The sequence below is a fragment of the Pseudooceanicola sp. DL12 genome (genome assembly GCF_056270665.1).
In genome coordinates this window covers 138798-159869 of the sequence record NZ_CM149884.1, presented here as the reverse complement: position 1 = coordinate 159869, position 21072 = coordinate 138798, and the positions used below count along the sequence as shown (strand labels likewise).

Annotated in this window: 27 protein-coding genes; 12 read left to right on the top strand and 15 right to left on the bottom strand. The window is 67.4% G+C overall.

Translation table 11 applies throughout. The features are described from left to right. The first annotated feature begins 79 nt into the window (after positions 1-79). The 3 genes from AC0WR5_RS00785 to AC0WR5_RS00775 all read left to right on the top strand — a co-directional run bounded on the left by AC0WR5_RS00785 (position 80) and on the right by AC0WR5_RS00775 (position 1856). Positions 80-769, top strand: coding sequence for a fumarylacetoacetate hydrolase family protein (locus AC0WR5_RS00785; protein ID WP_475866085.1), 690 nt, complete (start codon positions 80-82; stop codon positions 767-769). Positions 770-915: 146 nt separating this feature from the next. After that, positions 916-1449 carry a TetR/AcrR family transcriptional regulator gene (locus AC0WR5_RS00780; RefSeq protein ID WP_475866084.1) on the top strand — a complete coding sequence of 178 codons (534 nt, stop codon included), beginning with the start codon at positions 916-918 and terminating at the stop codon, positions 1447-1449. Next, the gene (locus tag AC0WR5_RS00775) at positions 1446-1856 is read left to right on the top strand and encodes an META domain-containing protein (protein ID WP_475866083.1); all 411 of its coding nucleotides are present in this window, start codon (positions 1446-1448) and stop codon (positions 1854-1856) included. Before AC0WR5_RS00780 ends, AC0WR5_RS00775 begins: the two co-directional genes overlap by 4 nt. Before the next feature lie 7 nt (positions 1857-1863). Here the strand turns inward: AC0WR5_RS00775 and recO are convergent, their stop codons facing one another. Beyond that, positions 1864-2592 carry a DNA repair protein RecO gene (recO, locus tag AC0WR5_RS00770; protein ID WP_475866081.1) on the bottom strand — a complete coding sequence of 243 codons (729 nt, stop codon included), beginning with the start codon at positions 2590-2592 and terminating at the stop codon, positions 1864-1866. Between recO and AC0WR5_RS00765 the strand changes: the two genes are divergently transcribed. Next, positions 2575-3267, top strand: a complete 693-nt coding sequence (locus tag AC0WR5_RS00765; protein WP_475866079.1) for a Pr6Pr family membrane protein — start codon at positions 2575-2577, stop codon at positions 3265-3267. The two genes, recO and AC0WR5_RS00765, sit on opposite strands and share 18 nt — an antisense overlap. A 12-nt stretch (positions 3268-3279) precedes the next feature. Here AC0WR5_RS00765 and AC0WR5_RS00760 read toward each other — a convergent pair whose 3' ends face one another. The 7 genes from AC0WR5_RS00760 to AC0WR5_RS00730 form a co-directional block, all read right to left on the bottom strand. Beyond that, complete coding sequence (locus AC0WR5_RS00760) at positions 3280-3612, bottom strand: DUF1491 family protein (RefSeq protein WP_475869101.1); 333 nt, start codon at positions 3610-3612, stop codon at positions 3280-3282. Between the two features lie 79 nt (positions 3613-3691). Then, complete coding sequence (era, locus tag AC0WR5_RS00755) at positions 3692-4597, bottom strand: GTPase Era (RefSeq protein ID WP_475869099.1); 906 nt, start codon at positions 4595-4597, stop codon at positions 3692-3694. Positions 4598-4691: 94 nt separating this feature from the next. Beyond that, positions 4692-5576, bottom strand: coding sequence for a DMT family transporter (locus tag AC0WR5_RS00750; RefSeq protein WP_475866077.1), 885 nt, complete (start codon positions 5574-5576; stop codon positions 4692-4694). Between the two features lie 30 nt (positions 5577-5606). Continuing rightward, positions 5607-6293, bottom strand: coding sequence for a ribonuclease III (rnc, locus tag AC0WR5_RS00745; protein WP_475866075.1), 687 nt, complete (start codon positions 6291-6293; stop codon positions 5607-5609). A 121-nt stretch (positions 6294-6414) separates the two neighbouring features. Further along, on the bottom strand, positions 6415-7260 hold the full coding sequence (gene lepB, locus AC0WR5_RS00740; RefSeq protein WP_475866073.1) for a signal peptidase I: 846 nt from the start codon (positions 7258-7260) through the stop codon (positions 6415-6417). Between the two features lie 511 nt (positions 7261-7771). Beyond that, a complete protein-coding gene (gene ispH / locus AC0WR5_RS00735) occupies positions 7772-8731 on the bottom strand; it encodes a 4-hydroxy-3-methylbut-2-enyl diphosphate reductase (RefSeq protein WP_475866071.1) in 960 nt (319 codons plus the stop codon). A gap of 263 nt (positions 8732-8994) precedes the next feature. After that, a complete protein-coding gene (locus AC0WR5_RS00730; RefSeq protein ID WP_475866070.1) occupies positions 8995-9567 on the bottom strand; it encodes a LabA-like NYN domain-containing protein in 573 nt (190 codons plus the stop codon). A gap of 143 nt (positions 9568-9710) precedes the next feature. On the opposite strand from AC0WR5_RS00730, the gene folK reads away from it, so the two are divergent. From folK to AC0WR5_RS00705, 5 genes are all read left to right on the top strand, one after another. Continuing rightward, positions 9711-10280, top strand: a complete 570-nt coding sequence (folK, locus tag AC0WR5_RS00725; RefSeq protein ID WP_475869098.1) for a 2-amino-4-hydroxy-6-hydroxymethyldihydropteridine diphosphokinase — start codon at positions 9711-9713, stop codon at positions 10278-10280. A 115-nt stretch (positions 10281-10395) separates the two neighbouring features. After that, a complete protein-coding gene (gene rpoZ / locus AC0WR5_RS00720; protein ID WP_475866068.1) occupies positions 10396-10752 on the top strand; it encodes a DNA-directed RNA polymerase subunit omega in 357 nt (118 codons plus the stop codon). 108 nt (positions 10753-10860) lie between these two features. Continuing rightward, entirely contained in the window at positions 10861-13038 is a 2178-nt protein-coding gene (locus AC0WR5_RS00715) for a RelA/SpoT family protein (RefSeq protein ID WP_475866066.1), read from the top strand. Beyond that, the gene (locus tag AC0WR5_RS00710; protein ID WP_475866064.1) at positions 13028-13882 is read left to right on the top strand and encodes a DUF2062 domain-containing protein; all 855 of its coding nucleotides are present in this window, start codon (positions 13028-13030) and stop codon (positions 13880-13882) included. Before AC0WR5_RS00715 ends, AC0WR5_RS00710 begins: the two co-directional genes overlap by 11 nt. A 95-nt stretch (positions 13883-13977) precedes the next feature. Continuing rightward, complete coding sequence (locus AC0WR5_RS00705) at positions 13978-14727, top strand: pyridoxine 5'-phosphate synthase (RefSeq protein ID WP_475866063.1); 750 nt, start codon at positions 13978-13980, stop codon at positions 14725-14727. A 92-nt stretch (positions 14728-14819) separates the two neighbouring features. On the opposite strand, the gene AC0WR5_RS00700 is transcribed toward AC0WR5_RS00705, so the two are convergent. Next, positions 14820-15770 (bottom strand): LysR substrate-binding domain-containing protein, encoded by a 951-nt coding sequence (locus AC0WR5_RS00700; RefSeq protein ID WP_475866061.1) that lies wholly within the window; start codon positions 15768-15770, stop codon positions 14820-14822. Positions 15771-15867: 97 nt separating this feature from the next. Between AC0WR5_RS00700 and AC0WR5_RS00695 the strand changes: the two genes are divergently transcribed. From AC0WR5_RS00695 to rnhA, 3 genes are all read left to right on the top strand, one after another. Then, positions 15868-16077, top strand: coding sequence for a hypothetical protein (locus AC0WR5_RS00695; protein WP_475866060.1), 210 nt, complete (start codon positions 15868-15870; stop codon positions 16075-16077). Positions 16078-16160: 83 nt separating this feature from the next. Continuing rightward, the gene (acpS, locus tag AC0WR5_RS00690; RefSeq protein ID WP_475866058.1) at positions 16161-16559 is read left to right on the top strand and encodes a holo-ACP synthase; all 399 of its coding nucleotides are present in this window, start codon (positions 16161-16163) and stop codon (positions 16557-16559) included. Positions 16560-16757: 198 nt separating this feature from the next. After that, the gene (gene rnhA / locus AC0WR5_RS00685; RefSeq protein ID WP_475866056.1) at positions 16758-17207 is read left to right on the top strand and encodes a ribonuclease HI; all 450 of its coding nucleotides are present in this window, start codon (positions 16758-16760) and stop codon (positions 17205-17207) included. Positions 17208-17296: 89 nt separating this feature from the next. On the opposite strand, the gene AC0WR5_RS00680 is transcribed toward rnhA, so the two are convergent. The 6 genes from AC0WR5_RS00680 to def (AC0WR5_RS00655) all read right to left on the bottom strand — a co-directional run bounded on the left by AC0WR5_RS00680 (position 17297) and on the right by def (AC0WR5_RS00655) (position 20906). Then, positions 17297-17980: a D-lyxose/D-mannose family sugar isomerase gene (locus AC0WR5_RS00680; protein WP_475866054.1), complete on the bottom strand. Its 684-nt coding sequence runs from the start codon at positions 17978-17980 to the stop codon at positions 17297-17299. Positions 17981-18126: 146 nt separating this feature from the next. Further along, entirely contained in the window at positions 18127-18363 is a 237-nt protein-coding gene (locus tag AC0WR5_RS00675; protein ID WP_475866052.1) for a hypothetical protein, read from the bottom strand. Positions 18364-18366: 3 nt separating this feature from the next. After that, entirely contained in the window at positions 18367-19278 is a 912-nt protein-coding gene (gene fmt / locus AC0WR5_RS00670; RefSeq protein WP_475866050.1) for a methionyl-tRNA formyltransferase, read from the bottom strand. 115 nt (positions 19279-19393) lie between these two features. Further along, on the bottom strand, positions 19394-19891 hold the full coding sequence (gene def / locus AC0WR5_RS00665) for a peptide deformylase (protein WP_475866048.1): 498 nt from the start codon (positions 19889-19891) through the stop codon (positions 19394-19396). Continuing rightward, positions 19888-20385, bottom strand: coding sequence for a peptide deformylase (def, locus tag AC0WR5_RS00660; RefSeq protein WP_475866047.1), 498 nt, complete (start codon positions 20383-20385; stop codon positions 19888-19890). The genes def (AC0WR5_RS00665) and def (AC0WR5_RS00660) overlap by 4 nt, the downstream gene beginning before the upstream one ends. Positions 20386-20387: 2 nt before the next feature. Beyond that, positions 20388-20906: a peptide deformylase gene (def, locus tag AC0WR5_RS00655; protein WP_475866046.1), complete on the bottom strand. Its 519-nt coding sequence runs from the start codon at positions 20904-20906 to the stop codon at positions 20388-20390. Positions 20907-21072: the final 166 nt, after the last annotated feature.

Here is a 21072-nt window from a genome sequence, read left to right as displayed (position 1 = left end):
TTGCACGCGCTTGTCCAGCGCGTGACAAGCCGCCGGGCGGAGCGTACGCATTGGGAAAACAGCCCGACAGGAGACCCGCATGAGCCTTTTCGACCTTCCCCCGATCCCCGACATCCCCGTGCAGGGCGAGAGCGAAGGCTACCCGGTGCGCCGGATCTTCTGCGTCGGACGCAACTATGCCGCCCATGCCGCCGAGTTCGGCAACGAGGTGCCGGAACAGCCCTTCTACTTCACCAAGTCCCCCGCCAACATGGTGCTCTCCGGTGCCACCGTGCCCTATCCCTGCGGCACCGAGGACTACCAGTTCGAGATGGAGCTGGCCGTGGCCCTGCAGGCGCCGCTCTTCCGCTGCACCGCCGCGGAGGTGCCCGGCGCCATCTACGGCTATGCCTGCGCCCTCGACATGACCCGCCGCGACCTGCAGCTGCGCGAGCGCAAGAAACAGCGCCCCTGGGACCTCGGCAAGGACGTCGAGAATGCCGCCGTCTTCGGCCCGATCACCCGGGCGGCCGATTTCGGCGCCGTCACCAACCAGCGCATCGCCCTCACCCTCGACGGCGCGGTAAGGCAGGATTCGACCCTCGACCTGATGATCAACGACATCACCGCCGTGCTCATGCACCTGTCGGGCTACTACCACCTCGGCGCCGGCGACCTGATCATGACCGGCACGCCCGAGGGCGTGGGCCAGGTTGCCCCGGGCAACGTGCTCTCGGGCGTGGTCGACGGCCTCCTGCCGGTCGAGCTGACCATCGGCGCCGCCGAATGATCCATGTGCGGCAGGGTGCAAAAACAGGCAGCGGCCTGGCACGCCGCCCCCTGCCTGCCGTTCCCTGCCGCATGTCGTCGGGTCAAGACTGCTACGCGCGCCTGCTAGTCGTTGCTGCAATGCAGCAAGTGGCGTAGCATTGACTCATGAGTCGCAAGAGCCGCCTTTCCCCGGACGACTGGCTGCGCGCCGGTCTTGATGCACTCTCGGCCTCCGGGCCCGAGGCGCTGAAGGCAGAGCCGCTTGCCCGCGCCCTGGAAACGACAAAGGGCTCCTTCTACTGGCATTTCCCCGACGTTCCCGCCTATCGCAAGGCGCTGCTCGATTTCTGGGGCGCCGAGGCCGGCGCCTCTCCCGAGGATCCGGAAGACCGCAAGGCCGCGGTGGCACAGCTGCACGCCCTGGTGCGCGACGGCTTCTCCTCGAACCCCGCCACCGAGACCGCCATGCGCGCCTGGGCCCTGACCGACGAGACAGCGCGCGCCACCCTGGCAGACATCGATGCGCGGAGGCTCGCTCATCTGTCCCATGTCCTGCGGCAGGTCGGTGTGACAAATCCGGACATTGCGCGTATGCTTTATGCCTCGCAGATCGGCATGTCGCAGCTCGACGATGCCGGCAGCTCGCGCAATGCCGCGGCCCTCGACACTCTAGTGGATCTCGTCCTGGCCCTCAGATGATACCGTTACGACGCACCGGAGTTCTCGCCACCGCCGCGATGGCGGCCCTGGTGCTGGCCGGTTGCCGCGGAGAGAGCCTGGTCGCGCCCGGCATCACCTGGCACCTGAAGGAGGTCAACGGCCGCGACGTCGCCAACGAGACCGGCGTCACCCTGCTGATCCCCTCGCAGGGAGAGCTGCGCGGCCATGCCCCCTGTTCCACCTACGGCGCCGCCTGGAGCGGGGTCGAGGCCGATTTCCGGCCCGAGCGCATCCATTCCGCCAGCATCGACTGCCCTCGCCTGGCCGAGGAAAAGGCCTATCTCACAGCCCTCTCGCGCGTGACCTCCGCCGATGTCTCCCGCCAGGAGCTGGTGCTGGCCGGCCCCGGCGTGACGCTGCTGTTCACCCAGAACCCGCGCTCCTGACACCGCGTCAGCCCGTCATCCGCCAGATCTGCTGCACCAGCCTCTGACGCGCATCCGGCAGCGGCTTCTGCCCCAGTTCCGGCGCCACGTGGTTGGACAGGAAATGCCCCGTCACCTCCAGCCCCGCGATCACCTCCGCGTCCGGCGCCTCGCCCCGGCCCAGCAGGCAGGGTGGCAGCGGCAGCAGCCGGTCGGCATATTCGCCCGCCCCGGCGCGCGTCACCGCCCGCCCGGTGCGCGGAGAGACATACTCCAGCCCCTCCGTCGCCCCCGTCACCGCGCAGGCCGTCAGGTCGAGGCCATAGCCCAGGTCCTCCAGTAGCGTCATCTCCCAGCGCAGGTAGGCCAGCGGCCAGAGCTCCTCCTGCTCCAGCAGATCCAGCAGCTGTTCGGTCTGCAGGTAGAGCCGCGGATGCGCCACACGCTCCGGCAGGCAGAACATCAGCAGCGCCGTCACCGCGTTCACCCCCGCGAGCGCCATGCGGCTGCCCAGCGTCACCGCCGCCCGCGAGCGCAGCGGCTCGACCTGGAAATTGCCCAGCTGTTCCTCGAGCCGCGCCTTCCACGTCAGGTCCAGTTGCGCCCCCGGCTGCAGCATCGGCGAAATCCTGCGCGAGGCGCCGCCCCGCACGATTCCCGCGTGCCGGCCATGACCTGGCGTGAATGCGTCAATAATCGCCGCAGTTTCGCCATGTCGCCGTGTCGACAGTAAAATTCCGTGGTCCCGCCATTCCATTTCCCGATCATCGGCGGGCTTGCAGCCGGGGGCAAGATGCCTCAGCTTGCCGCCATGGATTTCCGCTCGACATCCCTTTCTCCCGCCGCGCGCGCACTCGGTCTGCTGACCGTGATTTCCGTCTCCGTTTCCCTGGTCCTGCAGTTCGTGGCCAGCTCCCTGCTGATGCCCGATGACACCCCTCTGCAGATCGTCTGGAGCCTTGCGCGCTATTTCACCATCCTCACCAACGGGCTGGTCTTCGCGACCTTCCTGTGGATCTGCATCGGGCGCTTCTCGCCCGGCGCCACCTGGATGGGCGGGGTCACCCTCTGGATCGACATGACGGGCGCGATCTTCTACCTGCTGCTCACGCACGAGCAGCCCCCGCTGTCGGAATGGGCCGACATCGGGCTGCACGCGATCACCCCGATCATGGTCACGCTCTGGTGGCTGATCTTTTCGCCAAAGGCCGCGCTGCGCAGCGCAAGCGCCTTTGCCTGGCTGCTCTGGCCTGCGGCCTACGTCGCCTATGCCCTGCTACGCGGCCGGGCCGATGGCACCTATCCGTATTTCTTCATCGATCCGGCGCAGGTCGGCTGGGATGGCGTCGCCATCTGGTCCGGGCTGATCGGCCTGGCCTTCCTGGCCATCGGCATGGTGCTGGTCTTCATCGGGCGCAGGTTCAGGCGCTGAGCTCCTGGAGCCTCAGTCCGAAAGGCCCGGCTCGTCGAGCAGGTGCCGCCCCCGCCGGTCCTCGACCTCGATCACCCAGAGGTCGGGGTCATAGCCGCGCTGGCGGCTCACCGCGGCATCCACCTCGCGTTCCTCGCCCGCGGTCAGCTCGACCCACTTGCGGTCCCCGCTCATGATGTCAAAGGACCGCTCATAGGCGACGGCATTGCCGTCCAGAGTGTTCAGCTTGATCAGCACCGCGCCGGCGGTGTCGTCGCCATGGGCCACGACAAAGGCCGGGATCTCGCTCAGCCTCAGCCGCGTCAAATAGGCATCCACCCAGATCCGTGCCGTCAGTCTCATGATATGTCCATCCGGAACCGGCAGACGGGACGGCGGGCGGGGCGCCTCTGCACCGCAGAGCGCGCCGCCTGCCGTGCCCGGCTCAGTTCCCGTCCTTGAAATCCAGGCCCATCTCGGAGTAGCGCTCGGCCTCTTCCAGCCAGTTCTCGCGTACCTTCACCTGCAGGAACAGGTGCACCCGGCGCCCCAGGAATTCTTCCATCTCCTGGCGCGCAGCGGTGCTGACGGCCTTGATGGTCTCGCCCTTCTTGCCCAGCACGATGCCCTTGTGGCCATCACGGGTGACATAGACGATCTGGTCGATGCGGGCCGAACCGTCCTTGCGCTCCTCCCACTGCTCGGTCTCCACCGTCAGCTGGTAGGGCAGCTCCTGGTGCAGGCGCAGGGTCAGCTTTTCGCGGGTCATCTCGGCCGCGATCATGCGCATCGGCAGGTCGGCGATCTGGTCCTCGGGATAGAGCCAGGGCCCCTCCGGCACCTCGGCCGCCAGCCAGTCGCGCAGGGCCTGCACGCCATGGCCCTTCTCGGCGCTGATCATGAAGGTCTCGGCGAAATCGTACCGCTCGTTCATCTCCTTGGTCAGGCTCAGCAGCACCGGCGCCTCGACCCGGTCGATCTTGTTGATCGCCAGGGCCACGCGGCGCGTGCCTTGCATCTCCTTCAGCGCGGCGATGATCCGCTCCACGCCCTCGGTGATGCCCCGGTGTGCCTCGATCAGCAGAACCACCACGTCGGCATCCGCCGCCCCGCCCCAGGCCGCCGCCACCATGGCACGGTCCAGCCGGCGTTTCGGCTGGAACAGGCCCGGCGTGTCGACGAAGACGATCTGGCTCTCCCCCTCCAGCGCCACGCCGCGGATCCGCGCCCGCGTCGTCTGCACCTTGTGGGTCACGATGGAGACCTTTGCGCCCACCATCCGGTTCAGCAGTGTCGATTTGCCGGCATTGGGTTCGCCGATCAGGGCAACAAAGCCCGCGCGTGTGGTCATTTCAGTCATCCAGCTCTCAGGGCCCGGGAAAAGAGGCGCTCTACAGCAGATTAGCGCGCCACGCCAGCCCTGTCTCCCTTTACCCGATGCCGCGTCACCCGGCGGCGGTCGCCCTGCGCCCGCGCAGCAGCGTGTAGATCCCGCTGCCCACGATCAGAACCGCCCCGCCCAGCGTCCACAGGTCCGGCCGCTCGCCGAAGAAGACCATGGCGATCACCAGCGCCGCCAGCAGGCGGGAATAGCGGAAGGGCGCCACCACGGCGATCTCGCCGGTGCGCATCGCCTGGGTCAGCAGGGTATAGGCCGTCACGCCCACCACCGCCGTGGCGCCCAGGATCGCCAGCGCCCCGGCCGGCGGCAGCATCAGCCGCTCGCCCCGCACCAGCATGATCACGATCCCCGCCGCCAGCACGGCAACGAACCCCGAGGTGCCCAGCTGCCAGCGCGACACCGCCGGCGGCGCCGCCCGCGTGGCCAGGTCGCGGATCGAGAAGCAGACCATGGCGATCACGGCCAGCAACGCATCCACACGAAACGCCTCCGGCGAGGGCCGCAGGATCAGCATCACCCCCAGGAACCCCACCGCCATGGCACTCCAGCGGCGAGCGCCCACCACCTCGCCCAGCACCAGCGCCGCGCCCGCGGTCACCACCAGCGGCGAGGCCTGCAGGATCGCCGATGTGCTCGACAGCGGGGTAAAGGCCAGCGCCAGCGCAAAGAAGAGCCGCGCCGTCAGCTCGACACCGGAACGGAACAGCAGCGGCCCGCGCACCATGGCCGGGGTCACCACCGGCTCGCCCGCCCGCAAGGTCAGAAAAATGTAGAGCACCGTGCCGCCCAGCCCGAAACAGGCCAGCGCGAGGCCGGGAGAAACCTGCGAGGTGGCTTCCTTGTAGAGCGCATCCTCGACGGAAAAGCACAGCATGGCGGCAACCATGAAGAGGCTGCCGCGCAGGTTGGCAGAAAGCGGCGCGCTCACTCCGCCCCCCCGGAGCGGCCCCGAAATGCCTCAGGCATCGCCGGTCACCTGGTCCAGCAGCGCCTTGGCCGCGGCCTGTTCCGCCGCCCGTTTCGACGGCGCCTTGGCCTTGGCCTCCTCGCCGGTCTTCAGCCGCGCGGTGATGGTGAAGAGCGGCGCGTGATCCGGCCCGCTGCGATCGGTCTCCAGGTACTCGGGTGGTGGCAGCCGCCGCGCCTGGGCCCATTCCTGAAGGGCGGTCTTGGCATCGCGGGCATCGGCCTCGACGGTGGCGATCCGCTTGCCCCAGAGCCGCCGGATCATCTCGCGGGCAGCCTCGAAACCGCCATCCAGGTAGACCGCCGCGATCACCGCCTCCATGCCGTCGCCCAGCAGCGCCAGCTTGCGCCGTCCACCGCTTATCTGTTCCGACCGGCCCAGCTTCAGCACCGCGCCCAGGTCGATCTGGCGGGCGACATCGGCACAGGTTTCCTTGCGCACCAGCGCATTGAACCGCGGGGCCAGCTGCCCCTCGCTGGCGCCCTTGTCCTCCGAGAGCAGTGCCTCGGCCATGACAAGGCCCAGCACCCGGTCGCCCAGGAACTCCAGCCGCTGGTTGTCCTCGCGCGTCGGCCCCGAGACCGAGCTGTGCGTCACCGCCCGGACAAGCAGTTCCGGCCGGCCAAAGCTGTGACCGAGGCGCTCCTCGAAGGATTTCAGATCGTTCGACAGTTTCATCACAAGCATCCGTGCAGACGATCCACCCCTAAAACACCAGCGGGCGCCCCGGCGCAAGTCCGGGACGCCCGCAAAGTCCAGTGCAGGCAGGCCTCTGCGCCCGCCCGCCCCGCGAAAGGGGTCAGTTGATCTTCTTGAAGTAGCGACCGCTGCGCCAGTCCCAGAAGTAGAGCAGGGAGCTGCCCGCGGAAGAGAAGATGATGCGGTCGGCGCGGCCGATGAGGTTGGCCGCCGGCACAAAGCCCACGCCGCGTGCCGACTGGGCAAAGCGCGAGTCGGTCGAGTTGTCGCGGTTGTCGCCCATGAAGAAGTAGTGGCCCTCGGGCACCTTGAAGACTCCGGTGTCATCGGCGTTCTGGCGATAGGCGATATCGAGGATGTCATGGGTCACACCGTTGGGCAGCGTCTCCAGGTACCGCTTCTTCTCGCAGTCGCCACCCACGCCCACCGGCGCGTTCGAACACAGCGGATAGCGGCCCTGCGGCCCCTGCGGCTCGTAGGTTTCGACGAACACGCCGTCATCCTCGAGCTTCACCGGCTCGCCGTTGATCACCAGCACCGAATCCACCACCTGCACCGTGTCGCCGGGCAGGCCGATCAGCCGCTTGATGTAATCCTCGCCGGTCACCGGGTGCCGGAAGACCACCACGTCGCCGCGTTTCGGCTCGCCGCCCAGGAAACGGCCGTTCTCGCCGGTCGCGGGGATCCAGCCGCAGATCTCCTCTGCGTCGATGTCGATCGGCCCGAGGCGGATCGAGGGGCAGGAGGCATAGGAGTAGCCATAGGCCATCTTGTTGACGAAGAGGAAATCGCCGATCAGCAGCGTGTCCTTCATCGACCCCGAAGGGATCCAGAACGGCTGATAGAAGACGGTCCGGAAGACGCCCGCAATCAGCAGCGCCCAGAAGATCGTCTTGACGGTTTCCCAGATGAAGCTGCCGCCTTCCTTGGAGTCGCTCTTGGCCATGTATTGCCGGTCCCTCTGCCTGTCATGATCGTTTCTCGTGGTCACCGGCCCCGGCGGCCCCTCAGGGCCCCCATCGGGGACGATATCGGCCCCGGTTTCATGAGCGGATCACCCGGCCAAGTCAAGCAGATGGCCCATCACGCCCCCGCGACCCGGCCCGCCCTGCCCATGCGCGCCGCATTCCCATCCCCCGGGCCATGCGTATTTCGGGAAAGATGAAACCACCCGCCAGGCGGCGCGACCGGGGCTCCCTCATCTGGCCGTAAATATCCCGGGGGAGTCCGCAGGACGGGGGCAGAGCCCCCTGCCCTCCCGCCGGTCGCCGCCACCGCGCAGAGGCCCGCCGCCCCCAGGTCGCGGTCGGTGCGGCGCAGCTTGCGGGCGGCACCTGCGGCGGCAGGGACGGGAAGACCATCGACAGCTTGGGGTCGGGCAGCTTCAGCCACGCCGCGCCGGAGCAGAAGCGCTCCGCCGGCCGGGCGGTTGGCGGGCGGCTGGCGGGCGAGATGGCTCAGGCCGGCTGGCGCAGCACGCGCGGCACCTTGAACTCGACGTTCTCCTTGGCGGTTTCCACCATCTCCTCGGTCACGTCATAGCGGGCCTTCAGCGCATCGATCACCTCGTTCACCAGCACTTCCGGCGCCGAGGCCCCGGCGGTGATCCCGATCGAGCGGATGCCCTCCAGCGCGCGCCAGTCGATGTCGGTGGCACGCTGCACCAGCTGGGCGTAGTCGCAGCCCTGGCGCGAGGCCACCTCGACCAGGCGGCGCGAGTTCGAGGAGTTCGGCGCGCCCACCACCAGCATGGCATCGATCTTGCCGGCCATGGCCTTCACGGCCTCCTGGCGGTTGGTCGTGGCATAGCAGATGTCTTCCTTGTGCGGGCCGACGATGGCCGGAAAGCGCGCGTTCAGCGCCGCGACGATCCCCTTGGTATCATCCACCGAAAGCGTCGTCTGGGTGACGAAGGCCAGCCGCTCGGGGTCGCGCACATCGAGCGTCGCCACGTCGGCCTCGGTCTCCACCAGCAGCACCTCGCCCTCGGGCAGCTGCCCCATGGTGCCCACCGTTTCGGGGTGGCCGGCATGGCCGATCATCACGATCTGCAGCCCGGCCTCGGCATGGCGCTCGGCCTCGATATGCACCTTGCTGACCAGCGGACAGGTGGCATCCACATAGATCATCTCGCGGCGGGCGGCCTCGGCCGGCACCGCCTTGGGCACCCCGTGGGCCGAGAAGATCACCGGGCGGTCGTCGGGGCATTCGTCCAGCTCTTCGACAAAGACCGCCCCCTGGTCGCGCAGCCGGTCGACGACGAACTTGTTGTGCACGATCTCGTGGCGCACGAAGACCGGGGCGCCCCATTTCTGCAGCGCCATCTCGACGATCTTGATGGCGCGGTCGACACCGGCGCAAAAGCCGCGCGGGGCGGCCAGGTAAAGCGTGAGGGGGGGCTTGGTCTCAGATGTCATCGCGGTCTCCTGCTGCCGCACAGGTAGGCGAGACGGACGCCGAGGTCCAGTGTGCGGCGCTGTCTCTGCGGCGCGGCTGGCGGCGCAGGCTGCCCGGCCCGTCCGCCGCCTGCGGGACGCACCATGTGCACGCTCCCGCGCCGGCTCGGGCCGGATGTTTCGGATCGGGCGATACCGGGGCCACCGCGGAGGCGTCCTGGTCCGGGTCTGTCCTCCCGCACCGGGGCGCCTGTCCGCCGGCCCCTCTGCCCTTCTCTCTGGCCTCAGCCGCTGACCGCGGTGCGCATGCGCGCATCGTCGGCATTGTCGCGCGGCGGACGGCCGATGACTTCCTTCAGTTCGTCCAGCTCGATGAAATTGTCCGCCTGACGACGCAGCTCGTCGGCGATCATGGGCGGCTGGCTGCGGATCGTCGAAACCACAGAGACACGAACACCCTGACGTTGCAGGCTCTCGACCAGCGGACGGAAATCGCCGTCGCCCGAGAACAGCACGATATGATCGACCCGCGGCGCAAGTTCCATGGCATCGACGGTCAGTTCGATATCCATGTTCCCCTTGACCTTGCGGCGGCCCTGGCTGTCGGTAAATTCCTTGGCCGGTTTGGTGACCATCGTGAAGCCATTGTAATGAAGCCAGTCCACCAGCGGGCGGATTGGAGAATATTCGTCATTCTCAAGCAGGGCAGTGTAGTAAAAGGCGCGCAACAGCTTGCCACGACGCATGAATTCCTGTCGTAACAGTTTGTAGTCGATGTCGAACCCAAGCGCCTTGGCCGCGGCGTAGAGGTTCGAGCCATCGATGAACAGCGCAAGCCGTTCGTCTTTGTAGAACATAAAAAACCCTTCCAATTATAACTGCAGCGGCCCATTTGAGTGGCTGAGTGGTAATCAAGACCACTGCGAGTGCTCCAAATTAAATGTTGTGAAAGAATGCATCAAGACAAGGCGCGAGTCTAAAAGAATAGGATTTGTACGACGTGAACCGCGACTTTCTCATTGCAATCGGTGGAAATTTGCCAGAACCCGGGCTGTCGTGTTCCGGTATACTTCTCTCTGCGGTTGAACTGCTGACGCAGGGCAGGGGCAAGGTAAGCGCCGTCAGCCCCTTCTACTCCACCCCGGCCTTCCCTGCCGACTCGGGCCCGGATTTCGTCAACGCAGCCCTTGTTTATACCAGCGAAGAGAGCCCCGAAGCGGTGCTCGCGCGGCTCCACGAGATCGAGCAAGCGCATGGCCGGGAACGGAAAAACCGCTGGGGTCCGCGCAGTCTCGACCTCGACCTCATCGCCTGCCAAGACCTTGTACTGCCTGACCAAGTTACCTTTACCCACTGGCTGAATCTCCCACTGACGGATCAAATGAAAGTCTCACCGGATAAGTTGATTCTGCCCCATCCGCGCCTTCAGGACAGGGCCTTCGTCCTTGTCCCGCTGCGCGACGTCGCGTCAGCGTGGCGCCATCCGGTCCTCGGACGCACTGTCTCGGAGATGTGTGCCGCCCTGCCGGCCGAAGCACTCGCAGAGGTTGTGCCGCTATCCGGAATGTGACCGAATCTGCCCCCGTTTCACCGGCCTTCCGGGTAGAATCGGCTTGTCATCAAGGGCTGAACGCCCTAGAAACACTCACTCTAAACCTGTTCGCCTACCGTCTTAGGAGTGCCCCATGGCCCGCGTTACCGTTGAAGATTGCGTCGACAAGGTTCCGAACCGCTTCGAGCTGGTGATGCTGGCGGCCCATCGTGCCCGCGAGATTTCGGCCGGCGCGCCGATCACCGTGGACCGCGACAACGACAAGAATCCCGTCGTTTCGCTGCGCGAGATCGCCGAGGAAACCCAGTCGGCAGACGAGCTTCGCGAACGCCTGATCGAGTCGAACCAGACCCAGATCGAGGTTGATGAACCCGAAGAAGACAGCATGGCCCTGCTCATGGGTGCCGAGGCCGCCGACAAGCCGGCCGAGGACGACATGAGCGAGGAGAAACTGCTGCGGGCCCTGGTCGAGGCTCAGCGCCAGGACTGAGGCGGCCCGTCTCGGCCCCGCGCAGCCCGCAAGGCAGCCCCGGGGCCGGCAAGGGCCCCGGTCCGGATGCGCGTGCCCTGATGCACCGCATGGAGAAAGGCACCGAAAGTGGATCTTGTCCCGGCTGACGACCTGATTGCGCTCGTCCGCGCCTACAACCCCAAGACCAACGAGATCCTGATTCGCACGGCCTACGATTTCGGCCGCGAAATGCACGAGGGGCAGTTCCGCCGCTCGGGCGAACCCTACTTTTCCCATCCCATCGCCGTGGCCAGCATCCTGGCCGAGCAGAAGCTCGATGATGCCACCATCATCACCGCCCTGCTGCACGACACGATCGAGGATACCAAGGCCTCCTACGCCCAGGTCAGCGAAATCTTCGGCGAGGACATCGCCGAGCTGGTCGACGGCGTCACCAAGCTGACCAACCTGCAGCTCTCCTCGACCGAGACCAAGCAGGCCGAGAACTTCCGCAAGCTCTTCATGGCCATGTCCAAGGACATGCGCGTGATCCTGGTCAAGCTCGCCGACCGCCTGCACAACATGCGCACCATCAAGTCGATGAAGCCCGAGAAGCAGATGCAGAAGGCGCGCGAGACGATGGACATCTATGCGCCGCTCGCTGGCCGCATGGGCATGCAGTGGATGCGCGAAGAGCTCGAGGACCTGGCCTTCCGCGTCATCAATCCCGATGGCCGCTCCTCGATCATCCGCCGCTTCGTCAGCCTGCAGAACGAGACCGGCGACGTGATCGAGCGCATCACCTCGGACATGCGCCGCCTGATGACCGAAGAGGGCATCCGCGCCGAGGTCTATGGCCGGGCCAAGAAGCCCTATTCGATCTGGCGCAAGATGCAGGAGAAGAACCAGAGCTTCTCGCGCCTCTCCGACATCTACGGCTTCCGCGTCATCACCGAGACCGAGGACGAATGCTATCGCGCGCTCGGGCTGATCCACCGCCGCTGGAAGTCGATCCCCGGCCGCTTCAAGGATTACATCAGCCAGCCGAAATCCAACGGCTACCGCTCGATCCACACCACCGTCTCGGGCCGTGACGGCAAGCGCGTCGAGGTGCAGATCCGCACCCGCGAGATGCACGAGGTCGCCGAGGCCGGCGTTGCCGCGCACTGGTCCTACAAGGATGGCGTCAAGGCCGAGAACCCCTTCGCCGTCGATCCCACCCGCTGGATTTCCGCCCTGACCGAGCAGATGGGCACCGAGGAAGACCACGAGGATTTCCTCGAGGCGGTCAAGCTCGAGATGTATTCCGACAAGGTCTTCTGCTTCACGCCCAAGGGCGAGGTGGTCAAGCTGCCCCGCGGCGCCACGCCGATCGATTTCGCCTATGCCATCCACACCCGCATCGGTTCGGCCTGCGTGGGCGCCAAGATCGACGGCATGCGCGTGCCGCTCTGGACCCGGGTCAAGAACGGCCAGTCGGTCGAGATTATCACCGCCGAGGGGCAGGAGCCCCAGGCCACCTGGCTCGACATCGCCACCACCGGCCGGGCCAAGGCCGCCATCCGCCGCGCCCTGCGCGAGGTTGACCGCGAGCGCTACATCAAGCTCGGCCGCGAGTTGGCCCGCTCCGGCTTCGACCACGTCGGCCGCAAGGCCACCGACAAGGCGCTGGAAACCGCGGCCAAGAAGCTTCGCATCGACGGCGGCCGCGACGAGCTGCTCGCGCAGCTGGGCCGCGCCGAGCTGCGCGTCGCCCGCGTGGTGGCCGTGCTCTACCCCGAACTCACCTTCCACGACGACGACCAGGATTCGGTCAAGCGCGACCGCGCCCTGATCGGCCTGGAAGAGGGCCAGAGCTTCAAGCGCGCGCGCTGCTGCCAGCCGCTGCCGGGCGAACGGATCGTCGGCATCACCTGGCGCGGCCGCCCCCTCGCCGTCCATGCCATCGACTGCGAATCGCTCTCCGCCTACGAGGACCAGCCCGACCGCTGGGTCGACCTGCACTGGCAGGCCGGGCGCCATGCCGCCATCTACGCGGTGACGCTCGAACTGACATTGTCCAACGATCCCGGCGTTCTCGGCCGCATCTGCACCCTGATCGGCGAGCAGAAGGCGAATATTTCCAACATGAACTTCCTTGACCGGAAGCCGGATTTTTACCGTCTGCTGATAGATATCGAACTGCGCGACGCCGAACATCTGCACACGGTCATCTCTGCACTGGAGGCCGAGGCGGATGTCGCCTCCGTCTCGCGGCACAGAAACCCGGAGGAGGTGCCCGTGGCCCCTGCTCCTGCCCCACAAGGAGAGAGTGTTGGTCTTTAAACGCCGAGATAAACGGCCGTTTTGGAAGATCATCGCCGAGACTTTCTGGCCCCGCGGTGGCTGGACACGGGCATTCCTTTACACGAAACACCGGCTGCGCCGCCTGCCGGACAGCCCCGAGAAGATCTCCCGCGGTCTCGGCGCCGGGGTCTTCACCGCCTTCACCCCCTTCCTCGGCATGCATTTCGTCATCGCCATGCTGATGGCCACGGTGGTGCGGGGCAATATCATCGCCGCGCTCATCGGCACCTTCGTCGCCAACCCGCTGACCTTCGTGCCGATCGGCGCGCTCAGCCTGAAACTGGGCTACTGGATCCTCGGGATGAACACCGGGATGGGGCCGCTGGCCACCGATCCGGACGTGGTGCATCGCTCCTTCGGCGGCAAGTTCATCGATGCGGCCGAGGACCTGCGGCACAATTTCATCGCCCTCTTCACCGATGATCAGACCCATTGGCAGGGGCTCGAGGTCTTCTACCACGAGATCTTCTTTCCCTACCTGATCGGCGGGCTGATCCCCGGCACCCTGGCCGCCCTTGCCGCCTATTTCCTGACCGAGCCGCTGATCCGCGCCTACCAGGCCCGCCGCCGTGGCCGGCTCAAGGCCAAGCTGGCCGCGATCCGCGCCAAGCAGGGCGCCCGCGCCGAAGCCCGCAGCCCGAAGCCAGCCTCCACACCGGCCGAAGCCGCTACGCCTGCGGCCATTGCCCCCGCCAATACCCCCACGCCGCCGAACCCCGGCCCCCGGCCCGGCTCGGGCGCCAAGGCGCCTGCGGAACGGGCGCCCTCGGATCGGGCCCCCTCCGGCAAGGCCCCGGCCCGGCACTCCACCAAGCGGCCCTGACGGGGCACCACGTTGTTTTGCGGCCGCTATTGCCTCTGGCCCTTCGCCGGGCAATCCGGCATTGATGGGCCCGGACCTTGACAGGAGTGCCCGGGATGAGCGATCTGCCGAAACTGCGCCTTGGCGTGAACATCGACCACGTGGCCACCGTGCGGAACGCCCGCGGCGGCGCCTATCCGGATCCGCTGCGCGCGGCGAAACTGGCCGAGGAGGCCGGCGCCGACGGCATCACCGCGCACCTGCGCGAGGATCGCCGCCATATCTCCGATGCCGATATCGAGGCCCTTTCGGCGGGCCTCACCGTGCCGCTCAACTTCGAGATGGCCGCCACCGACGAGATGCAGGCCATCGCCCTGCGCCACAAGCCACATGCCGTCTGCCTTGTGCCCGAAAAACGCGAGGAACGCACCACCGAGGGCGGGCTCGAAGTGGCCCGCGAGGAAAACCGCCTCGCCCATTTCATCGCCCCCCTGCGCGAGGCCGGCGCCCGTGTCTCGATCTTCATCGCCGCCGACCGGCCCCAGATCGAGGCCGCCCACCGCATCGGCGCCGAGGTGATCGAGTTGCACACCGGCGCCTATTGCGACGCCCACGCCGAGGGCCGCCTTGCCGACCGCGATGCCGAGCTCGAGCGCCTGCGCGAGATGTCGGCCTTCGCCGCCACCCTCGGCCTCGAGGTTCACGCCGGCCACGGCCTGACCTACGAAACGGTCCAGCCCATCGCCGCCTTCCCCGAGGTGCGCGAGCTCAACATCGGCCACTTCCTGATCGGCGAGGCGATCTTCCGCGGCCTTCAGCCCGCCGTGGCCGAGATGCGCCGCCTGATGGACGAAGCCCGCGCCTGACGCCCGCGCGGCAGGGACCGCCTCACCTGGCGGTCCCCCGCCCCTTCATCTTTCCGATAACACTCATCCGCCCCGGCCATCCCGGCGCGGCGTCACCCCATCGGCGTCACGGCCCCCGGCAAAGGCGGCGGCGGCGCCTCGCCCACTGCGCGATGCCCCAGCCCCTCGTGCCCGGTGGTGTCGATCAGCCATTTCCGGAACAGCCGCTGCGCCGGCGAGAGTGACATCTCGCCCCCCGAGATCAGCCAGTAGCGCAGGTCGGTGCGGTGAAAGCGCGGGATCGGCGCCGCCACCCGCCCCTGGTCCAGCGCATCGCGGCAGAGCGTCTCGAAGGACAGGAACACCCCCGCCCCCGACATCGCCGCATCCAGGCAGAGCGAGGCCTCCGAGAATTCCGGCCCGTCCCGCAGCACAAGCCCCCCCGCCCCCTCCGGCACCAGCCAGTCGTCCCAGCTGAACATCGCGTTGGTATCCCGGATGATCGGCACGCTGGCAAAATCCTGCTGGCTGGTGATCGTCCGCGCCAGCGCCGGCGCACAGACCGGCACGATGCGCAGCGCGAACAGGCTCTGCGCCCGCAGCCCCTCGTAGGGCCCGCGCCCGATGCGGATGGCGAAATCCACGTCGCCGTCGTTGGGATCGGCCAGTGATACCTGGCTGTCCAGCCGCACCTTGATGTCCGGCCAGGCCCGGTAGAAGGACGGCAACCGCCAGATCAGCCAGCGCGCGGCAAAGATCGGCGCGCAGGAGATCGTCAGCACCTGCCCCCGGTCGCGCCGCCCCACCTCCGCCGCCGCGGTCAGCTGCCGAAAGCCGCTGGTCAGCAGGCGAAAGAACTCCTCCGTTCCGGCCAACGGCACCATGCCGCCCGGCCGCCGCGCAAAGAGCTTGTGCCCAAGCGTCTCCTCCGCCCGCGCCACCTGCTGCGAGACCGCCCCGCTGGAAATCCCCATCTCTTCGGCCGCCGCGCGCAAAGACCCGCTCCGGGCGACCGCCTCGACGGCGCGCAGGTTGTTCAGATGGAGGCGATTCAACGGATGCATATAGCTCAGCTAAACCCAGCTATACGTTTTCTGCAATTCTAAAGGTCATTTCTCATCCCTATATTCGGTCAATCTTAAACCAAGAAAGGAGAAGACCATGCTCAAGTGGTTCCGCAAGACCAACCCCGTTCAGCCCCGCGATCCGATGGATCACCCGGAGATTGCACGGATGAGCCCCCGCGAGCTGGCAGACCTGCCGCTCGTCGCCCCGATGTCCCACGCCCGGCAGGCCGCCGAAGAAATGGCCCGCCCCCGCCAGGCCACCCGGGACAGCACCGTGGCACCGGCCGGCTATTGCCTGCCGTAAGGCCCCACCAAGGCCCCCACTAAAGGCCTGACACGCCCTGCCATTCGCGCTACATCGGCGCGAACGGACAGGTGAGGCACTTCATGATCCTCGGTATCGGCACCGATCTCGCGAATATCGACCGCATCGCGGCCACCCTCGATCGCTTCGGCGACCGGTTCCGCAATCGTGTCTTCACCGAGGTCGAACAGAAGAAGGCCGAGCGGCGCAAGGATGTCGCCGGCACCTACGCCAAGCGTTGGGCCGCCAAGGAGGCCTGCTCCAAGGCACTCGGCACCGGGTTGCGCATGGGCATTTCCTGGAAGGACATGGCCGTGACCAACCTGCCCACCGGGCAGCCTGTCATGCAGGTCACCGGCTGGGCCGCCGAACGGCTGGCCGAGATGACGCCCCCGGGGCACGAGGCCCTGATCCACGTCACCCTCACCGACGATCACCCCTGGGCCCAGGCCTTCGTGGTGATCGAGGCCCGCCCGCTCTGACAGGCGCCCCGGGGCGCCCCGCCCCTTCATCTTTCCCCAAATACGGACGGCACCAGGGCTGCCACCGGCGCGCCGCTGCCCGTCTCGCGCCCCTTTCATCTTTCCCCAAATACTCGGCGTCGCGCTCCGCCGCCCAGGCCGCCCTTGACCTCCGCGCGCGCCCATGGTGTTCCTCGGCTCCACAGCAGAGGAAGACCCATGGCCCAGTTCTACGCCTATACCGACGGAGCCTGCTCCGGTAATCCCGGCCCCGGCGGCTGGGGCGCGCTTCTGCAGGCGAAAGAGGGCGACAGCGTCGTCAAGGAACGCGAGCTCAAGGGCGGCGAGGCCAATACCACCAACAACCGGATGGAGCTTCTGGCCGCGATCAACGCGCTCGAGGCCCTTGGCCGGCCGACCAAGATCACCATCATCACCGACAGCCAGTACGTGAAGAACGGCGTCACCGGCTGGATCCACGGCTGGAAGCGCAACGGCTGGAAGACGGCGGCCAAGAAGCCGGTGAAGAACGCCGAGCTCTGGCAGCAGCTCGACGAGGCGCAAAAGCGCCACGATGTCACCTGGGAATGGGTCAAGGGCCACGCCGGCCACCCCGAGAACGAACGCGCGGACGAATTGGCCCGCGCCGGCATGGCGCCCTACAAGTGACCGCCTGACGGGGTTCCGCAGCCAAGGGGGCCAATCGCGCCCCCCATCACGGCCCCCCCGTCACGGGCCCCGTCACGGGCCCCGACGCCTCACAGCAGCGTATCGTAATCCGACACCAGCAGGTGCAGCGGATCGGCGTTTTCCTCCACTGTGGAAAAACGCCCGATATCGGCTTCGAAGATATTGTCGGTGCGGTCATCGTTCACGGTCGAGACCTCGCCGATGAAGACCCGGCCGCCCTCGCCCCAGAAGGCATGCCAGATGTCCGGCGTCAGGGTCACGCTCTCGCCCGGGGTCAGCTTCAGCTTGCCGCCCGCCGGCAGCCTCCGCCAGATCCCGTCGGTCATCACCTCCACCGGCGCCTCGCGGTCGATCCCATCGGCGCCGTCCTTCCACAGTTCCAGCACCAGCGTGGCGCCACCACGGTTGATGATGTCCTCGGTCTTCACGATGTGCCGGTGCATGGGCGAGATCTGGTTTTCGTCCGAAATCAGCAGCTTCTCGGCATAGACCCGGCCGCCCTTCGGGTTGCCCAGGTCGCCGGCATTGCCGTTGCGCACGGTGAACAGGAAGAGGCCCAGGTTGTCGTAGTCCCCCTGGCCGTAATCCGTCACGTCCCAGCCAAGGCCCGCCTCGATGATCAGCCCGGCCTCGGCCTTGCGGGCACGAAATTCCTCCGGCGTCCAATAGGCAAAGGGCGGCAGGGCAAAGCCGTGCTGGCGGAAGAAGGCATCGCCCTCGCGGATCAGCTCGTTGATGTCGGATCGCTGCATGGGGGCCTCCTGCCGGGAATATGCGGGTGAATGGATGGGGTCTAAATCGGCGCCAACCTGCGCCGGAACCGCGCCCCGGGCAAGCGGTTTTTGGGGCGCTAACAGGCGCCGCGCCCCCTCACTTGCGCCCCCTCACTTGCGTCAGTTCACTTGCGCCAATGCCAGGGCACGATGATCAGCGCCCCGATCGAGGAGAGGATCGCGTTCAGCCCCGGAGAGCCGAAGCTGATCCCGAACATCACCCGGATGAAATAGAACACGAAGGCCCCGCCGACGCAGATGATGATGCTCTGCAGGTACCCGTTGGTCGTGAACCCGGTCCATTCGGCGGCGTATCCCACGATGCCGGCAATGATGATCGTGCCGAAGAGCACCATGAACATGGCTCAGCCCCCCAGGATCGTGCCGGCCGGCAGCGGCACCCCGCGCAGGAAAACCTCGGCCTCCTGCGGGCCCTTGCCGGCGCGCTGCAGCTTCAGCACCTGCACGGCGCCGCTGCCACAGGCCACCGTCAGGTGATCGTCCAGCACCTCGCCGGGCATGCCCGCGCCGGGCACAAGGCGCGAGGCCAGCAGCTTCAGCCGCTGCCCCTCGTGCTCCACCCAGGCGCCGGGAAAGGGCGACAGGCCGCGGATCTGGCGGTCGACCACCTCGGCGGGCGCGGTGAAATCCACCTGCGCCTCGGCCTTGTCGATTTTCTTTGCATAGGTCACGCCGTCCTCGGGCTGCGGCTCCGGCGTCAGCTCGCTCAGCCGGCCCAGGGCCTCGACGATCAGCCGCGCGCCCATGGCGCTCAGCCGGTCATGCAGCTCGGCGGTGACCTCCTCGGCACCGATCTGCGTCGCCTCGCGCAGCAGCACCGGCCCGGTGTCCAGCCCCGCTTCCATCTGCATGATGCAGATGCCGGTCTCGGCGTCGCCGGCCATGATCGCGCGGTGGATGGGCGCCGCCCCGCGCCAGCGCGGCAGCAGGCTGGCATGGATATTCAGACAGCCGTGCTCCGGCGCATCCAGCACCGCCTGAGGCAGGATCAGCCCATAGGCCACCACCACCGCCACCTCGGCGCCCAGCGCGGCAAACTCTGCCTGCGCATCCTCGCCCTTCAGGCTCACCGGGTGACGCACCTCCAGGCCGAGCTCGAGGGCGCGGGCATGCACCGGCGTCGGGCGATCCTTCTTGCCGCGGCCCGCCGGGCGCGGCGGCTGGCAATAGACGCAGGCCACCTCGTGTCCGGCCGCCACCAGCGCCTCGAGCACCGGCACCGAGAAATCCGGGGTTCCCATGAAAATAACGCGCATGATCGGCCTCCGCAGGTAACGCGGGGCCGTCCTGCCCCGTTCTTTCCCGATCTAGCAGCGCCACGGCCCGAGCGCCATGCGCTTGGCGCCGGAAGGGCCGGGTGGCCCCGAGGCCTCAGCCGTTCAGCTTCTTCGCCTTGCGGATCAGCATGTCGCGCTTCACCTTGCTCAGCCGGTCGAAATACATCTTGCCGGCCAGGTGATCGATCTGGTGCTGCACGCTCGTCGCCCAGAGGCCGACGAAATCGCGCTCCTCCATCTCGCCCGCCGCGTTCAGAAACCGCACCGTCACCGCCCGCGGGCGGGAGATCTTCGCCGAGACGCCGGGCAGGTTGGGGCTCGCCTCCTCGTGCTCGCGCAGCTGCACGCTGGCATGCAGCACTTCGGGGTTGGCCATGCGCACCGCCTTGCCGCGCTCCTCGCTGGCATCCACCACCGCCAGGCGCTGCATCACGCCGATCTGCACCGCGGCCAGGCCCACGCCGGGCATGGCCTCCATCGTGTCGATCATGTCGTCCCAGGTGGCGCGCACCGCATCGGTGATCTCCGCCACGTCCTCGGCCTTCGTGCGCAGCCGCTTGTCGGGCCATTGCAGGCAGGGGCGTTTGGTCATTCCTGTCCCTCGTATTGCGCCATCACCGCTGCATGGCGCGCGGGCGGCAGGTAATCCAGATAGACGCGCCCCTCCAGGTGGTCGAACTCGTGCTGGGCACAGACCGCCTCGAACCCCGTCAGCCGCGCCTCGCGCAGGGCCCAGCCGGCATCATGCCAGCGCATCACCACCTCGGCCGGGCGCGGCACCTCGGCGCTCACCCCGGGGATCGACAGGCAGCCCTCGCTGTGCACCGCCATCGCATCCGCGCGCCAGAGGATCTCCGGGTTCACGCAGACCATGGGCGCCGGCGCGCCCTCCTTCCAGCCGCAGTCCATCACGAAAACCCGTTTCAGCACGCCCACCTGCGGCGCGGCCAGGCCACGGCCCGGCGCATCGTACATCGTGTCGAACATGTCGGCGATCAGGGGCGACAGGTCGGTGCCCGGCTCCACCGGGTCGCAGACCGTCTTCAGGGTGGGATCCGGCCAGCGCAGGATCTCCAGCAGGGCCATGCTCAGGCCCCGCGGGCGCGGTCGCGCTTCAGCTTCTGCATCTTGCGGGTGATCATCTGCCGTTTCATCGGCGACAGGTAATCGATGAACAGCTTGCCATCCAGGTGGTCGATCTCGTGCTGCACGCAGACCGCCCAGAGCCCGTCGAAGGTCTCTTCCTGTTCCTTGCCGTTCACGTCGATCCAGCGCGCGGTCACATCGGCCGGCCGGATGACGGGGGCATATTGCTCCGGAATCGACAGGCAGCCCTCGTCATAGGACTTGGTCTCGTCGCTGGCCGCCACGATCTCGGGGTTGAACATCACCAGCGGGCGGGGCTCGTCGCCCTCGCGCGCGCAGTCCAGCACCACCAGCCGCTGCAACAGGCCGATCTGAGGCGCCGCCAGGCCGATGCCCGGGGCATCGTACATGGTTTCCAGCATGTCGTCGGCCAGCACCCGCAGATCGTCCGACAGGTCGGGCACGGGGGCAGCCACCTTCTTCAGGCGCGGGTCGGGATGGATCAGGATCGGACGTTTCATGCGCCCCATGTATGACAGCCGGCAGCCCTGCGCAATATGGCGCCCCGCCCGGCACCGCACCCATTCCGCGCCCTCACCCGGCAGGCCCCTGCGCCCTGCCCCAACACCCTGCCCGCCCTCCCTGCCTGCCGCGCAGGAATTTGGCAGGGTTTGGCCCCCACAGGTG

Excerpts from the sequence above, each read along its gene's own strand:
- AC0WR5_RS00680 (WP_475866054.1), bottom strand. The coding sequence starts at position 17,980 with ATGCAGCGATCCGACATCAACGAGCTGATCCGCGAGGGCGATGCCTTC.
- AC0WR5_RS00675 (WP_475866052.1), bottom strand. The coding sequence starts at position 18,363 with ATGTTCATGGTGCTCTTCGGCACGATCATCATTGCCGGCATCGTGGGA.
- acpS (WP_475866058.1), top strand. The coding sequence starts at position 16,161 with ATGATCCTCGGTATCGGCACCGATCTCGCGAATATCGACCGCATCGCG.
- rnhA (WP_475866056.1), top strand. The coding sequence starts at position 16,758 with ATGGCCCAGTTCTACGCCTATACCGACGGAGCCTGCTCCGGTAATCCC.
- era (WP_475869099.1), bottom strand. The coding sequence starts at position 4,597 with ATGACCACACGCGCGGGCTTTGTTGCCCTGATCGGCGAACCCAATGCC.
- AC0WR5_RS00785 (WP_475866085.1), top strand. The coding sequence starts at position 80 with ATGAGCCTTTTCGACCTTCCCCCGATCCCCGACATCCCCGTGCAGGGC.
- rnc (WP_475866075.1), bottom strand. The coding sequence starts at position 6,293 with ATGAAACTGTCGAACGATCTGAAATCCTTCGAGGAGCGCCTCGGTCAC.
- def (WP_475866046.1), bottom strand. The coding sequence starts at position 20,906 with ATGAAACGTCCGATCCTGATCCATCCCGACCCGCGCCTGAAGAAGGTG.
- AC0WR5_RS00730 (WP_475866070.1), bottom strand. The coding sequence starts at position 9,567 with ATGTTCTACAAAGACGAACGGCTTGCGCTGTTCATCGATGGCTCGAAC.
- fmt (WP_475866050.1), bottom strand. The coding sequence starts at position 19,278 with ATGCGCGTTATTTTCATGGGAACCCCGGATTTCTCGGTGCCGGTGCTC.
- def (WP_475866047.1), bottom strand. The coding sequence starts at position 20,385 with ATGGCCCTGCTGGAGATCCTGCGCTGGCCGGATCCCACCCTGAAGACG.
- recO (WP_475866081.1), bottom strand. The coding sequence starts at position 2,592 with ATGGAATGGCGGGACCACGGAATTTTACTGTCGACACGGCGACATGGC.
- lepB (WP_475866073.1), bottom strand. The coding sequence starts at position 7,260 with ATGGCCAAGAGCGACTCCAAGGAAGGCGGCAGCTTCATCTGGGAAACC.
- AC0WR5_RS00695 (WP_475866060.1), top strand. The coding sequence starts at position 15,868 with ATGCTCAAGTGGTTCCGCAAGACCAACCCCGTTCAGCCCCGCGATCCG.
- AC0WR5_RS00705 (WP_475866063.1), top strand. The coding sequence starts at position 13,978 with ATGAGCGATCTGCCGAAACTGCGCCTTGGCGTGAACATCGACCACGTG.
- rpoZ (WP_475866068.1), top strand. The coding sequence starts at position 10,396 with ATGGCCCGCGTTACCGTTGAAGATTGCGTCGACAAGGTTCCGAACCGC.
- ispH (WP_475866071.1), bottom strand. The coding sequence starts at position 8,731 with ATGACATCTGAGACCAAGCCCCCCCTCACGCTTTACCTGGCCGCCCCG.
- def (WP_475866048.1), bottom strand. The coding sequence starts at position 19,891 with ATGACCAAACGCCCCTGCCTGCAATGGCCCGACAAGCGGCTGCGCACG.
- AC0WR5_RS00775 (WP_475866083.1), top strand. The coding sequence starts at position 1,446 with ATGATACCGTTACGACGCACCGGAGTTCTCGCCACCGCCGCGATGGCG.
- AC0WR5_RS00780 (WP_475866084.1), top strand. The coding sequence starts at position 916 with ATGAGTCGCAAGAGCCGCCTTTCCCCGGACGACTGGCTGCGCGCCGGT.
- AC0WR5_RS00700 (WP_475866061.1), bottom strand. The coding sequence starts at position 15,770 with ATGCATCCGTTGAATCGCCTCCATCTGAACAACCTGCGCGCCGTCGAG.